The sequence below is a fragment of the Novosphingobium ovatum genome, from assembly GCF_009909235.1.
GTDB lineage: Bacteria > Pseudomonadota > Alphaproteobacteria > Sphingomonadales > Sphingomonadaceae > Novosphingobium > Novosphingobium ovatum.
Genome location: NZ_JAAAPO010000004.1, coordinates 128,315 through 143,293, shown reverse-complemented (window position 1 = coordinate 143,293; position 14,979 = coordinate 128,315). Strand labels below are relative to the sequence as shown.

General features: G+C 67.4%; 9 protein-coding genes. 4 read left to right on the top strand and 5 right to left on the bottom strand.

Translation table 11 applies throughout. The features are described from left to right. Positions 1-57 precede the first annotated feature (57 nt). The 3 genes from GTZ99_RS10785 to GTZ99_RS10775 are packed head-to-tail and all read right to left on the bottom strand — an operon-like array spanning position 58 to position 4,129. Entirely contained in the window at positions 58-885 is an 828-nt protein-coding gene (locus tag GTZ99_RS10785) for a ferritin-like domain-containing protein (RefSeq protein WP_161718744.1), read from the bottom strand. A gap of 44 nt (positions 886-929) precedes the next feature. Next, positions 930-1,403, bottom strand: a complete 474-nt coding sequence (locus GTZ99_RS10780; RefSeq protein WP_161718743.1) for a peroxiredoxin — start codon at positions 1,401-1,403, stop codon at positions 930-932. Beyond that, positions 1,400-4,129, bottom strand: coding sequence for a bifunctional [glutamine synthetase] adenylyltransferase/[glutamine synthetase]-adenylyl-L-tyrosine phosphorylase (locus tag GTZ99_RS10775; RefSeq protein ID WP_161718742.1), 2,730 nt, complete (start codon positions 4,127-4,129; stop codon positions 1,400-1,402). The genes GTZ99_RS10780 and GTZ99_RS10775 overlap by 4 nt, the downstream gene beginning before the upstream one ends. An 82-nt stretch (positions 4,130-4,211) precedes the next feature. Here GTZ99_RS10775 and GTZ99_RS10770 point away from each other — a divergent pair, with 82 nt between their 5' ends. Beyond that, the gene (locus tag GTZ99_RS10770) at positions 4,212-5,207 is read left to right on the top strand and encodes an agmatine deiminase family protein (protein ID WP_161718741.1); all 996 of its coding nucleotides are present in this window, start codon (positions 4,212-4,214) and stop codon (positions 5,205-5,207) included. Between the two features lie 187 nt (positions 5,208-5,394). On the opposite strand, the gene GTZ99_RS10765 is transcribed toward GTZ99_RS10770, so the two are convergent. Both GTZ99_RS10765 and thrS read right to left on the bottom strand, forming a co-directional pair. Beyond that, positions 5,395-6,078 (bottom strand): spermidine synthase, encoded by a 684-nt coding sequence (locus GTZ99_RS10765; RefSeq protein WP_161718740.1) that lies wholly within the window; start codon positions 6,076-6,078, stop codon positions 5,395-5,397. Further along, complete coding sequence (thrS, locus tag GTZ99_RS10760) at positions 6,075-8,081, bottom strand: threonine--tRNA ligase (protein WP_161718739.1); 2,007 nt, start codon at positions 8,079-8,081, stop codon at positions 6,075-6,077. The genes GTZ99_RS10765 and thrS overlap by 4 nt, the downstream gene beginning before the upstream one ends. 110 nt (positions 8,082-8,191) lie before the next feature. Here thrS and GTZ99_RS10755 point away from each other — a divergent pair, with 110 nt between their 5' ends. The 3 genes from GTZ99_RS10755 to GTZ99_RS10745 all read left to right on the top strand — a co-directional run bounded on the left by GTZ99_RS10755 (position 8,192) and on the right by GTZ99_RS10745 (position 14,863). After that, positions 8,192-8,968, top strand: coding sequence for an alpha/beta hydrolase (locus tag GTZ99_RS10755; RefSeq protein ID WP_161718737.1), 777 nt, complete (start codon positions 8,192-8,194; stop codon positions 8,966-8,968). Positions 8,969-8,984: 16 nt separating this feature from the next. After that, positions 8,985-9,899: a tetratricopeptide repeat protein gene (locus GTZ99_RS10750; RefSeq protein WP_161718735.1), complete on the top strand. Its 915-nt coding sequence runs from the start codon at positions 8,985-8,987 to the stop codon at positions 9,897-9,899. A gap of 113 nt (positions 9,900-10,012) precedes the next feature. Next, positions 10,013-14,863: an NAD-glutamate dehydrogenase domain-containing protein gene (locus GTZ99_RS10745; RefSeq protein WP_406818592.1), complete on the top strand. Its 4,851-nt coding sequence runs from the start codon at positions 10,013-10,015 to the stop codon at positions 14,861-14,863. Positions 14,864-14,979: the final 116 nt, after the last annotated feature.

The window sequence follows — 14,979 nt, the reverse complement described above, 5'->3', positions numbered from 1 at the left end:
CCACGGTTTTGCATTTATTGGAGATGGTCGGACCCCCCGCCGTCTCTGGACGCGGGGTTAACCGTGGTTGTTAGCGGAGGCAAGCGCGCTGTAACATTCCCGCGACAAACCGGCTGCCTCACGCGCTGAGTCGTTGAATGGTGGCTTCACGGCTCCGGAAACATACGTGGAGACAAGCTCCATCCACGCCGAATCGGGCGGAATTCCGCGCTTTTTGCAGTTGTCCGAGAAATGCAATGAACCGAAGCGGACATGGCGAATCTCGTCCGCCAGAATGCGCGACAGAATGCGCGCGCCCGTTGCATCGCCCGATGCCCGCACCCGCTCCAGCGTCGCGGGCGTAACATCCAGCCCGCGCGCCTCCAGCACCATGGGCACCACCGCTAACCTTGCCGCGACATCATGCGTGGTTGCTTCGGCCGCCTGCCACAGCCCGTCATGCGCCGGCAAATCGCCATAGGCTGCCCCCATCCCCGCCATGTGACGGGCGATGATGGCATAATGCATCGCCTCGTCGGCGGCGACGGACAGGAAATCGGTGACGAAATCCGGCCCCATTTCGGCGCCAAACCGCCCCGCCATGTCCAGCGCCAGATCGATGGCCACAAATTCGATATGGGCGATGGCATGCCACAGGGCGATGCGGGCGCGCTCGGACCCGCCGCGCCCACGTTTGGGCATATGTTTGGGCGCCAGCAATTCGGGCCGGTCAGGGCGCGCCGGGCGATCGGGCATCGCCACATCAAACCGCCACGCCAGCCGCCCCAGCCGCCAGTCACGCGCCACCGCGCGGGTGGCCATCACCTTGGCGCGCGGATCGGCGGTCAACAACGCGGCGCGGATGGCGGCGGCCAGACTGGGCCGGGGATCGGTATCCGTGTGCATGGCCGCGCCCTTACCCGCGCGGCAGCCGCCACGCAAATGCCGCGTTACAGGGCTTTTGCCGCGTCCAGCACGGCCTGCGCGTGGCCTTTGACCTTTACCTTGTTCCACACCTGCGCGATGCGGCCATCGGCCCCCACCAAATAGGTTGTCCGCACCATCCCCATATAGGTCCGGCCGTAATTCACCTTTTCGGTCCAGATGCCCAGCGCGTCGGACAATCCACCCTCTGCCGCGTCACTGGCCAAAGGCACGCTCAGCCCATGCTTGGCGGCAAATTTCTGGTGCTTGGCGATGGTGTCCTTGGACACGCCCAACAGCGCCACCCCGGCCGCCTCGAACGCATCCGACAGCGCGGTAAAGTCCAGATTTTCGGTCGTGCAGCCGGGCGTGTCATCCTTTGGGTAAAAGAACACCACCCATTTGCGGCCTGCATAATCGCTCGCCCGCACCGTGCCGCCAGTGGCCAGTTCCATCGCCACATCGGGCATCACATCGCCCACGCCAGCCTGTGCCATCATTCCACCTCCAAAGCCTGTCCGAACACCCCGGCCCATGCCTGCGCCACCACGCGGCGGGCGTCATGGACGCGCGCCATCAGATCGTCCCAATCGCCGCTGCCGCAGGCCTTGGCAAGCACGTCCCTTGGGGCAGGGCCGGGTGCCTCGGCATCGGGGGCCAGCAAGCGCCCCGCCACCAGCACGCGCGAAAGCACGTCATGCGCCCCCGTCAGCGCCCATGGCACATGGCCCGCCTCGGCCAGATCGGCCAAAGCCTCGGCCATGCCCGGCACCTGTCCCACCCCTTCGCGCAATTGCAGGCAATGGGTCAGGAATTCGATGTCCACCAATCCGCCGCGCAGCAATTTGACGTCAATCGCGCCCTTGGGCGGTTTGTGGGCGGCCATTTTATTGCGCATATCCAGAATGTCGGCGGTGATGGCGGCGCGGTCTCTGGGCGCGCCCAAGATCTGCGTCGTGATGGCGGCAAAATCGGCCCGCGCGGCGTCCGACCCAAACAATACGCGGGCGCGGATCAGCGCCATATGCTCCCACGTCCAGGCCTGTTCGCGCTGATACAGGGCAAAGCTGTCATAGCCCACCGCCAGCGGCCCCTGAGTCCCCTGTGGGCGCAGACGGGTGTCGACCTCATACAAAGCGCCCTCGGCCGTGGGGACGGACAGGGCGGCGCTGACCCGCTGCGCCAGACGGTTGAAATACATCGTCGCGCCCAAGGGCCGCCGCCCGTCCGATTCGGCGTTGAAATCGCCCGTGAACAGATAGACGATGTCCAGATCGCTGGCATGGGTCAGCATGCCGCCGCCCAGCCGCCCCAGCCCGACGATCACCAGCTCGCCACCGGGGATGCGGCCATGGGTGGCCTCGAACTCGGCGATGGTGGCGTTGGCAAGGGCGTCGATCGCGGCTTCGGCCACGCGGCACAGGCCCGCGCCCACCGCCAGCGGGTCCTTGGCCGCCTCGATCAGTTGCACCCCCATGGCAAAGCGCTTTTCGCCCACCTTGCGCCGCACGCCATCCAGCAGGCGCTGGTAATCATCGCCCACCTCGGTCGCGGACAGGTCGCGGGCCAGCACCGGCACCGCGGGCGGCAGGTCAAAGGCGCTGGCATCGATCAGCGCGTCCAGCAAATCCGCCCGCCGCGCCAAGGCATCGGCCAGCGGCGGGGCCAGCGACAACACTCGCACCAGCACCTCCAGCAGCGCGGGCCGCGCCTCCAGCAGGCGGAACAGGTTGACCACCGAGGGCAACGCGGTGATCAGCTGCTCCCAGCGGATGATGGCGCGATCAGGGTCCGGCGCGGCGGCCAATTGGCGCAACAGCGCGGGCTGTACCGCCTCCAGCGCCATCAACGCGGTTTCGCTGCGAAGCGCGCGTACCGTCCCCCCGCGCCAGCCATCAATCCGCGCGGCCAGCCCCGGCGGATCGGCAAAACCCAACCGCTCCAACTCCTCCTCCAGCGAGAAGCTGGACGGCCCCCCACCGCCCACGCTGTCAGGCACCGCGCAGGCCGCCACCAGCCGGTCATAACGGTCGCCCACCATGGCGGTGATGTCGCGCAATTGCGCCAGCAAAGCCTCGGCGCCCGGCAATCCGTCCAGCCGCGCCACCGCGTCAATCGCGGCCATATCCTTGGGCAGGCTGTGGGTTTGCAGGTCGCTGACCATTTGCAAACGGTGCTCGATGGTGCGCAGCCGGTCATAGGCCGCGCCCAGATCAGCGGCCTCCTGCGTGGTGATGATCCCGGTGTCCGCCAGCGCGTCCAGCGAGGCCCGCGTGCCCCGCAGCCGCAGCGCCGGATTGCGCCCGCCATGGATCAGCTGATGCACCTGCGCGAAAAACTCGATCTCGCGGATGCCGCCACGGGCGCGCTTGATGTCAAAACCGGGACCGATCACCTCCACCTTGCCATGGGCGGCGCGGATGCGGCGGGTCAGGCGACCGATTTCGGCAATGGCGCCAAAGTCCAGCGATTTGCGCCAGACGAAAGGGCGGATCTGGGTCAGGAACGCCTCACCCATCGGCACATCGCCAGCACATGCCCGCGCGCGGATGAACGCCGCCCGCTCCCACGCCAGCGCGCTTGATTCGTAATGGGTCAGCGCCGCCTCGACCGGAATCGCCAACGGGCTGACCTCGCTGGCGGGGCGCAGGCGCAGGTCGACGCGGAACACATAGCCCTCGGCGTCGGGCGTGCTGAGCGTGCGAACCACCGTGCGGGCATATTGCGCCGCCGCCTCGCCCGGATCATCGCGCGGGCGGCGGGGCATGGTGTCGGGGTCGAACAACAGGATGGGATCAATGTCGCTGGAATAGTTCAATTCCCGCGCCCCATGTTTCCCCAGCCCCAGCGCGAAAAAGCCCGCCGGGACCGCGTCGGGCACGCGCGATGTGATGGCATGGGCCATCGCCGCGTCCAGCGCCCGGTCGGCCAGATCGGACAGTTCCTCCACCACCCGCGCCAAAGGGAAAGCCCCCGCCAGATCGCCAATCCCCAGCGCCAGCGCCAGCGCCAGCCGCTCGCGCCGCAGCGCCGCGCCGATATCGGGCGCGCCCGCGCCAGCGCGGCGGCTCCAGCCAATCGCGCCTTCGCCATCGCCCGCGGCCAGCAACGCCACCAGTTCGGGCAAACGCCCCATCGCGCGCGACAGAAACGGCGATCCCGCCTCTGCCCGCGTCAGCGCGCCCTGCCAGTCCGCCTTGGGCCAATCGGCTGTTATCTGCGCCATCATCATTCCTCTCGTCTGTGCCCCATTCTTGGCCCCGCCCCGCCCTTCCCGCAAGCCGCGTTTGCCGCTATGGCCCCGCCCCATGAGCACGCCCAACTGGACTTTCCCGCCCGAATGGACTCCGCAGGACTGGCTGTGGATCGGTTTTCCCCATGATGCCGATGAATGGCCCGGCTTCCTTGAGGCCGCGCAAGTGCAGATGGCGCAATTTGCCAGCGCCGTTGCCGACAGCGGCCAACACGTGCGCCTGATTACCCGCAGCCCGGCCAATGCGGAACGCGCCCGCGCCCTGTGCAGCAGCGCGGTGACCATCGAAACCCGCGTCTATGGTGACGTATGGTTGCGCGATACCGGGCCGGTGGTGCTGGTGGACGGGGCGGGCAACCGGCTGGGTCAGCGCTTTGGCTTTAACGGCTGGGGCGGCAAATATCTGATGGAGGGCGACCAGACCATCGGCGCGGACATCGCCCGAGACGCCGGGATGAATGTCCGCACCGCCGACTGGATTCTGGAAGGCGGCGCGATCGAGGTGGACGGCACCGGCCTGATCGGCGTGACCGAGCAGGTGTTGCTGAACCCCAACCGCAATCCGCACCTGACTCGCGCCGACATGGAGGCGCGCCTGTGCGCCGACCTTGGCCAGAGCCGCGTGCTGTGGCTGGGCGATGGATTGATCAATGACCACACCGATGGCCATATCGACAATCTGGCCCGCTTTGTCGCACCCAATACCATGGCGGTGCCAGTGGCAACCGGCGCGGATGATCCCAACGCGGCGATCTATGCCGATGCGGCGGCCCGTGCCCGCGCGGCGGGTGTGGTGGTGCGCGAGGTGCCCTCACCCGGACGGGTGGAACGTGACGGGCGGATCGAACCGGCCAGCTATATGAACTTCATCATCACCACCCATCTGGTGGTGGTACCGATCTATGGCACGCCCCATGACGCCGAAGGTGTCGCGGCCATCGCCGAGCTGTTCCCCGACCGGCAAACCATCGGCATCATGGCCGATGCCATTCTGGCGGGCGGCGGCTCGTTCCACTGCTCCAGCCAGCAAATGCCCAAAGCGGTGATCTGACCAGCGGGGCGTTAATCTTTCCGCGAGGTTTCGGGCGCAGGCTGATCTTCATGAGAAAAGCCCGCGCCATCGCCCTGCACCTGACCGCCGATCACGCCGTCGAGGCCGCCCGTGCCACCATCGTCTGGGGCTGTGCCATCGCGCTGGCGCTGGCCGGATGGCTGCACTGATCCCTTAGGGCCGCGCCTTAGGCCCCGCCCAGCGCGGGGGTGGCGAACCAGATCACATGCTTGGGCCCCTTGCCATTGCTGCGGGCAGCCACTTTCACCTCATCCACGGCGAATTTCGCCTTTTGCAGGCGGCGGGTAAAGGCCGGATCAGCCCCGGCCGACCAGATCGCCAGCACCCCGCCGGGCGTCAGCGCATCACGCGCGTCCAGCAATCCGCCCCGGCCATAGATCGCGTCATTGCCTTCGCGCACCAGACCATCGGGGCCGTTGTCCACGTCCAGCAGAATCGCGTCATACAGGTTATGCGCCTGACGGATGGCATCGCCCACATCGCCCATCACCAGATGCACGCGCGGATCCTCCAGACAGCCCGCCATCAGATCGGCCATCGGCCCACGCGCCCAGGCGATGATTTCGGGCACCAGTTCCACCACCGTCACCCGCGCATTGGCGGGCAGGATCGCCAGCGCCGCGCGCAGCGTAAAGCCCATGCCATAGCCGCCAATCAGGATGTGCGGCACGCGCCCATCCTGCAACCGGGCGATGGACTGCTCCGCCAGCGCCACCTCTGACCCCCATTTGCGGGTGGACATCAGCTCGTTATGGCCCAGCGTGATCATGAAATCGCGGTCATGCTTGTACAGCCGCAATTCCTCGCCACCGGGCACTTGGGCGCTGCCCAGATGTTCGCGCTGGATCATCGCAGGTCAGGCGCGGTGGCCTCGCCCTTCAGCATTTCGATCGCCTCGGACAGGGGCATGAACTTCTGTTGCTGCTCGCCCAGCGTGCGGACGGCCACGGTGCCTTCCTCGGCCTCGCGCTTGCCCACCACCAGCAGATAGGGAACCTTGGCCAAGGAATGCTCGCGCACCTTGTAGTTGATCTTCTCGTTGCGCAGATCGGATTCGACGCGGATGCCGGCGGCGCGCAATTGGGCCACGGCCTCATGCGCGTAATCGTCGGCGTCCGACACGATGGTGGCGACCACCGCTTGGCAAGGGGCCAGCCACGTGGGCAGGCGGCCGGCGAAATGCTCGATCAAGATGCCGATGAAGCGTTCATAGGAACCAAAGATCGCGCGGTGCAGCATGACCGGGCGGTGCTTGTTGCCGTCTTCGCCGACATAGCTGGCGTCCAGACGTTCGGGCAGCATGCGGTCGGACTGGATCGTGCCCACCTGCCACGTGCGGCCAATCGCGTCGGTCAGGTGCCATTCCAGCTTGGGCGCATAGAACGCGCCTTCGCCGGGCATTTCCTCCCAGCCATATTCGGGCGTGGCAAGCCCCGCGCGCACCACCGCGTCGCGCAGTTCGGCCTCGGCCTTGTCCCACAATTCGTCACTGCCGATGCGGTTGTCCGGGCGCAGCGCCAGCTTGATCGCATAGGTAAAGCCGAAATGCTTGTACACGCGGTCGGCCATTTCGCAGAAGGCCTTCACCTCGTCGACGATCTGGTCCTCGCGGCAGAAGATGTGGCCATCGTCCTGCGTGAACTGACGCACGCGCATCAGCCCGTGCAGCGCGCCATGCGGCTCGTTGCGGTGGCAGCAGCCGTTCTCGACAATGCGCAGCGGCAGGTCGCGGTACGACTTGATCCCCTGCTTGAAGATCAGGATATGCGCCGGGCAGTTCATCGGCTTCAAGGCCATCCAGTCGGCCTCGCCGCTGATGACCGGACCTTCATCCTCGGTATTGGGGGTTTCGTCGGGGATGACGAACATGTTCTCGCGATACTTGCCCCAGTGGCCGGACTGCTCCCACTGGCGCGCGTCCATGATCTGCGGAGTCTTCACCTCCTTGCAGTCGGCGGCCTGCACCGCGCGGCGCATATAGTCCTCCAACTGGCGATAGATGGTATAGCCGTTGGGGTGCCAGAACACGCTGCCATGCGCCTCGTGCTGCAGGTGGAACAGGTCCATCTCCGCGCCCAGTTTGCGGTGGTCGCGCTTGGCGGCCTCCTCCAAACGCGTCATATGCGCGTCCAGCTGCTTCTTGTTCAGCCAGCCGGTGCCATAGATGCGGCTGAGCATCGCGTTCTTTTGATCGCCGCGCCAGTATGCGCCCGACACGCGCGTCAGCTTGAAGGCGGCGGCGTCCAGCTTTCCGGTGGAGGGCAGATGCGGCCCACGGCACATGTCCAGCCAGTCATCGCCCGACCAATAGACGGTCAGCGGCTCGTCCCCCGGCAGTTCGGCGGCCCATTCCGCCTTGAAGCTTTCGCCCTGCTGCTTCCAGCGGGAGATCAACTGCTCGCGGCTCCATTCCTCACGGCGCAGCGGCTTGTTGGCGGCGATGATCTTGCGCATCTCCGCCTCGATCACGGGCAGGTCGTCATCGGTAAAGGGGCGCGGCTTGCCATCGATCACGGCGGGCGCGAAATCGTAATAGAAGCCATCGTCGGTCGAGGGGCCAAAGGTGATCTGCGTGCCGGGGAACAGCGCCTGCACCGCCTCGGCCAGAACGTGGGCGAAATCGTGGCGGGCCAGATCCAGCGCCTCGGCCTCGTCCTTGTTCGTCACCAGCGCCAGCGCGCAATCGCCTGTGAAAGTTCGGGTCAGATCCACCAGCTCGCCATCAATGCGCGCGGCAATCGCGGCCTTGGCAAGGCCGGGGCCAATGCTGGCGGCCACATCGGCGGGGGTGGAGCCGGGCGCCATTTCGCGCACCGAACCATCGGGCAGGGTGATCTTGAACATATCAGACATGGAAAAAGCCCTTAGCCGCGCATCGCCTTGCGCTCAACCTTGTAAAACACGCCGGACAAGGGGCGCATCGCACTTGCCCCCGTGGCGCAAATCGTCTCAAGATTCGGTGTATGACTGACACGATCCCCGCGCCCGATGGCTTTTTCCCCCATGCACCTGCCGATGGTGCGCCCATCCGCGCCATCGCCTGGCGCCACACGCCCGCGCCTGATGGGGCGGCCACCATCGTCTTTCTGCCCGGCTATATGTCCGACATGGCCGGGGGCAAGGCCTGCGCGGTGTTCGATTGGGCGCGGGCCAGCGGGCGGGGATGCCTGTTGCTGGATTACAGCGGTTGCGGGCAGTCGGATGGTGACTTTGCCGACGGCACCTTGTCGCGCTGGGCCGATGAGGTCTGCGCGCTGATCGCCGCAAAGGCCAGCGGCCCGGTGGTGCTGGTGGGCTCCAGCATGGGTGGGTGGCTGATGTTGCTGGTGGCTCTACGTTTGGGCGATCAGGCGCAGGCATTGGTAGGCATCGCCCCCGCGCCCGATTTTACCCAATGGGGCTTTGACGCGCAGGCTCAGGCGCTGTTGGCCAGCGGAGCAACGCATTACCGCGACAACGCCTATGGCTATGACCCCACGCCCACCCACGCCGGGTTCTGGGCCGATGGGCAGGCCAATCGCCTGTTGGGACAGACGATCCCGCTCGACTGCCCGGTGCGCCTGCTGCACGGTCAGGATGATGACGTTGTGCCCACCGATATCTCGATGCGGCTGATGGCGGCGCTGCGTTCGGATGACGTTCAGGTGAGCCTGATCAAAGGGGGCGACCACCGCCTGAGCCGCCCGGGCGACATCGCGCTGTTGCTGCACACGCTGCACGCGCTGATGCCCGCCGCCTGATACGAAAGCCTGCCCCATGTCCTTTGCCCTGATGCTGTTGCCGGTGCTGTTGCAATATGGCCCCTCGATCGGGGACGCGGCGCCCGTGCGCCTGCCCCAGATCGACCGCCCCACCGGCCCCAACCGGCGCGGGCCGCTGATCATTCAGGACAGCGGCACGGTGCAGCCCACAACGCCCCAGCCGCCCAGCCCGCTGAAGATCTGTCTGGACGCGGCGGCGCAAGACCCTGACGCGGGCGAACGCGCCGCCCGCGCATGGGTGGAACGCGCCAAATCGCAGGAGGCCAGCGTCAAGGCGCAGGCGCAATTGTGCCTTGGCACCGCCTTGGCCGCGCAGGAAGAGTTCGAGGCCGCCCGCACAGCCTTTGTCGCGGGGCTGGACATGGCGGGCGCCGATGACCGGATGATGCGCGCGCAACTGGGGGCGATGGCGGGCAATGCGGCGCTGGCCGCGGGCGATGCGGTGGGCGCGCTGATGCTGCTGGACACCGCGCGCGCGCAGGCGATGGCTACCGGCCGAAGCGAGCTGACCGGCGGTATCGCCATTGACCGCGCCCGCGCGCTGGTCGCGTTGAAGCGCCTGCCCGATGCGGCCATGGCGCTGACCGACGCGCGCACCATCGCGCCCAATGAGGCGCAGGGCTGGCTGTTGTCGGCCACGCTGTCGCGCCGCATGGACAAATTGGCCGATGCCCAGGCCCAGATCCAGACCGCCGCCACGCTGGCCCCGCGCGATCCCGATGTCGGGCTGGAGGCGGGCGTCATCGCCATGCTGTCCGGCCGCGAGGCGGCGGCCCGCAAAAGCTGGGAATCGGTGATCGCGTCAGCCCCTGCCAGCGACGCGGCCAAGCGCGCGGCGGCCTATCTGGCGCAACTGCCCGCCACCCAGCCAACGGTTACCACCGCGTCCCCGGCGCCTACGGGCAAATAGACGGCGAAACGGGGGCTTTTCGGCAGGAAAAGGTAACAACATCGCGGTAGAAGGGCGATCAAGAACAAGGACCGGCGCGGCCGTTTCTGACCCGCCGGCATCAGGGATCAGCGATGCCGATGAAACATTTTGCGCCCCAGCCCGACGCGTCCGCCACCCCTCTTGCGCCAGAATTGGACCCGCTGATGCTGGCCCGCCTGACGCAATGCCTGACCGCCGCGATCCTGCCGGGGGATGCCGATCCGGCGCAGGGCGATCCCCTGCCCCATGATATCGAGGCCGCCGCCCGCTTTATCCTGACCACCGCGCTGCGCCGTGAAAGAGCGCAAACCGCGCTGGCGGTGGAAAATGTCACCCCCGCCCCGCCCGATCCCGACGCGCCGCCCGCCAGCCCGGCCCGGCGCTATATGCGCATTGCCCTGATTAACGAGGACATGCCCTTTCTGGTCGATTCGATCGCCACCACCGTGGCCGCCCACGGGCTGACGATCGACCGGCTGATCCACCCGGTCGTGGCGGTCGAACGCGATCCGGCGGGCGCGCTGCTGGCTTTGCCAGAGGCGGGAACGGCCGGGGCGCTGGCCGAATCGATGGTCTATCTGGAAACCAGCCGGGCTGACGCGCGCACCATCGCCGGACTGCAGGCGGCATTGGCGATCACGCTGGGCGATGTGCGCGCGGCGGTGGCCGATTGGCCCGCGATGCGCGCCGCCATGGCCGAGGATGCCGCCACGCTGGACCGGCTGGACCGGGGCGAGGGCGCGGCGCTGTTGCGCTGGCTGAACGATGGCATGGTGACGCAATTGGGCCATGTCCTGCGCCGTCGCGATGGCACGCAAACCAGCGCGCATGGCATCTGCCGCAACAGCACGTGGGAATTGCTGTCGGCGGCCAGTTTCGCACGGGTGTTTGCGTGGTTTGACAGCTTTGCCGCGCAGGGCGGGGCCGGGCGGCTGCCGCTGATGGTCAAGTCCAACCGCTTTGCCCATGTCCACCGCCGCGTGCCGCTGGACCTGTTCATCGTGCCGGTAATCGAGGGCGGGCAGGTGGTGGCGATCAGCGTCCATGCCGGCGTATGGACCAGCGCCGCGCTGGCCACGCCCCCGGCGCAGGTGCCCCTGATGCGGCGGCAATTGGCCGCCCTGCATGACAAGTTCCACTTTGCCGCGCACAGCCACACCGGCAAGGCGCTGGCCCATGCGCTGACCCGGTTGCCGCATGATCAGCTGATCGGTTTTGCCGATGGCGATCTGGAACGCGTGGCGCTGGCCATGATCAGCCTGATCGACCGCCCCCGCCCGCGTCTGGCGATCGTCGCCGCGCCGATGGAGCGGCATTTGCACGCCTTTGTCTGGTTGCCGCGCGATGCGCTCTCGACGCGGTTGCGGCTGGATGTGGCGCAGATGCTGTCCGATGCGGCGGGCGCGCGGGTGCTGGACTGGGGCTTGGAGGTCGAGGGGTCAAACCTGGCCCAGCTGCGTTTCGTGCTGGCCATGGACGAGGATGACGCCCCCTTGCGCCTGCCGGACGAGGCGGCGCTGGACGCGGGTTTGCGCGCGATGCTGCGCGGCTGGGGTGACGCGGTCGAGGCCGAGATCGCCCGCACCGAGGAACCCTCGCGCGCGGCCACCATCGCCGCCCGCTTTGCCGAGGCCTTCCCCCCCGCCTATCGCAGCCTGTACGGCCCGGCAGAGGCTGCCACCGACATTGCCCGCCTGCGGCGTCTGGCGACCGTGCATGATGATCCCCTGCCCCATCGCGGTGTGCGCCTCTACCGCCTGCCCGGCGATGCCGAAGGGCAGATGCGGCTCAAACTCTATCAACGCCATGGCGATCTGGTGCTCTCCGACATCGTCCCGGCGCTGGAGAATTTCGGCTTTCGCGTGATCGACAATATCCCCACCGCATTGGAGGAACGCCCCGGCGGCCATGCCGATCCGACCGATCCGCTGGGATCGATCCATGATTTCCTGATCGCCCTGCCGGCAGGGCAGGCGATGGCCACCGTGTCTGGCCACACCCCCATCATCGAGGACGCCCTGTCCGCCATGCTGAACGGCGATGGCGAGGATGATCCCTTCAACCGGCTGATCGTGGGCGTCGGGCTGTCCGCGCGTGAGGCGAACTGGCTGCGGGCATGGTATCGCTATTTGCGGCAAACCGGGATGACCTATGGCATCCAGACGGCGGTGGACGCGCTGATGGGCGCGCCCTTTGTCACCATGGCGCTGGTCGATCTGTTCCGCGCCCGCCATCAGCCCCATGTCGGCTCCGACCGTCTGGCGGTCGAGGCCGAGGCCGAGGCGCTGATCCGCGATGGGCTGGCACAGGTCAGCGGCATCAATGATGACCGTTTGCTGCGCGCTTTCCGCGCCTGCGTGCTGGCGATATTGCGCACCAACGCCTTTACCCCGGCCGCGCGCGAGGCATTGGCGTTCAAGTTTGATTCGGCCGCCGTCCCCGGCCTGCCGCGCCCGGTGCCATGGCGCGAAATCTTTGTTTATGCCGCAAGGGTCGAAGGCATCCACCTGCGCTCTGGCCCTGTGGCGCGCGGCGGTTTGCGCTGGTCGGACCGGCGCGATGATTACCGCACCGAAATCCTGGGCCTGATGAAGGCGCAGCGGGTGAAGAACGCCGTCATCGTCCCCACCGGGGCCAAGGGCGGGTTCTATCCCAAGCAATTGCCCGATTCCACGCGCAACCGCGATGCTTGGGCGGCAGAGGGGCGCGCAGCCTATCAGATCTTTATCCGCGCCCTGCTCTCCGTCACCGACAATATCGTCAAAACCCGCGTCACCCACCCCACCGATATGGTGATCCGCGATGGCGAGGACCCCTATTTCGTCGTCGCGGCGGACAAGGGCACGGCGACATTTTCCGACACGGCCAACGCGCTGGCAGAGGCGCATGGCTTCTGGCTGGACGATGCCTTTGCCAGTGGCGGGTCAAAGGGATACGACCACAAGGCGATGGGCATCACCGCGCGCGGCGCATGGATCAGCGTCCAGCGTCACTTCAGCGAGATGGGCGTGGACGTCCAGACCGACCCCGTGCGCGTGGTGGGCGTGGGCGACATGTCGGGCGATGTGTTTGGCAATGGCATGTTGCTGTCGCAATCGATCCGCCTGATCGCGGCGTTTGACCACCGCCACATCTTTCTGGACCCGACCCCCGATGCCGCGGCCGCATGGGCCGAACGCGGCCGCCTGTTCGCCCTGCCGCGCAGCAGTTGGGACGATTATGACAAGGGGCTGATTTCACCCGGTGGCGGGGTCTTTGCCCGCAGCCTGAAGGCGATCCCCCTGTCGCCCGAAATCCGCGAAGCCTTGGGGCTGGAGGCCGAGGCAATGGAGCCGGACGCCTTGATCCGCGCCATCCTGACCGCGCCTGTGGATTTGCTGTGGTTTGGCGGCATCGGCACCTATGTCCGCGCCGCGCATGAGGCAAACGGCGATGTGGGCGATCCGGCCAACGATGCCCTGCGGGTCGAGGGCCGCCATGTCCGCGCCCGCGTCATCGGCGAGGGCGCCAATCTGGGTTGCACGCAGGCCGCGCGCATCGAATATGCGCTGCACGGCGGGCCAGAGGGCGATGGCGGCCATGGCGGTCGCGGCAACACCGACTTTATCGACAATTCGGCCGGCGTCGATTGTTCGGACAACGAGGTGAACATCAAGATCGCGCTGGCCAGCGCCATGCGCGCCGACCGCCTGATCGAGGACGAGCGCGTCACCCTGTTGCGCGAGATGACCGATGCGGTGGCCGATCTGGTGCTGGAGGACAACCGGCTGCAAGCCTTGGGCCTGTCGATTGCCGAAAGCGGCGGCGCGGCGGCGGTGCCTTCGTGCCTGCGGCTGATCGACCTGCTGGAGGAACAGGGCGCGCTGGACCGCCGGACAGAAGGGCTGGCCGACAATGACGCGCTGATGCGCCGCATGGGGCTGGGGCGCGGGCTGACGCGGCCCGAACTGGCGGTGCTGCTCTCCAGCGTCAAACTGGCGTTGCAGGACGCGCTGGAACAGTCCACCGTGGTCGATGATCCCGCGCTGGAGGGCGAATTGCTGGCGGCTTTCCCGCCGCAAATGCGCGAACGCTTTGCCACGGACATCACCACCCACCGCCTGCGGCGCGAGATTCTGGCCACCCGCATCGCCAACCGGCTGGTCAACCGCATCGGCTTTGTCCACCCCTTCGAACTGGCCGAGGTCGAAGGCGTGGATCTGGCCGCGGTGGGCGCGGCCTTTCTGGCGGCAGAGCGGTTGTTTGACATGGCGCCGATCTGGCGCGCGATCGAAACCGCGCCCATGCCCGAACCGGCCCGCATCCGCCTGTTTGACCGCGCGGCCCATGCGTTGCGCGGGGCGATGGCCGATCTGTTGCGCGCTGGCGCCGGGCGGGGATCGGCGGCGGATCTGGCCGATGCGCTGGCTCCGGCGATACGCCAGTTAGGACAGACACTCGACAGCCTGCTGACCGACGCGGGGCGGGCGGCTTCGGCCCGGCTGCGCGGCGATCTGGCCGATCTGGGCGCGCCAGAGCGGGAAAGCGCGATGGTCGCGGCGCTGTTCGATCTGGACGGAGCGGTGGGCATCGCCCGCCTGTCGCGCGACAGCGGCCTGCCCGCACTGACACTGGCGCAGGGGTTCACCACGCTGGGGGCGCAACTGGGGCTGGACTGGGCGCAGGCAGAGGCCGCCCGATTGGCCCCCACCGATGCGTGGGAGCGCCAATTGGTCGCGGGTCTGGTGCGCGATTTTGGCCAGATGCGGCTGGATTTTCTGGCGCGGGTCTGTTGCCGCTCGGCAGCGGAGGCGCCCGCCGCGCTGGGGGCATGGCTGGCCGATCGTCAGGCCGATATCGCCCGGCTGAACCGCCTGATCGCGCGGGCTGGGCTGGCGCCTGTCACCACGCCCGCCATTCTGGCCCAGATCGCCGCACAGGCGCGCAACGTGCTGGCACGCTAGCATAACGTGCTGGCACGCTAGGACAACGTGCTGGCACGCTAGCGCCCCACCGCTGCATCCCCGCCACAGGTGCCCGATCAACACCTGTACCTGTCGGTTCTGTCCATTGACGAGGG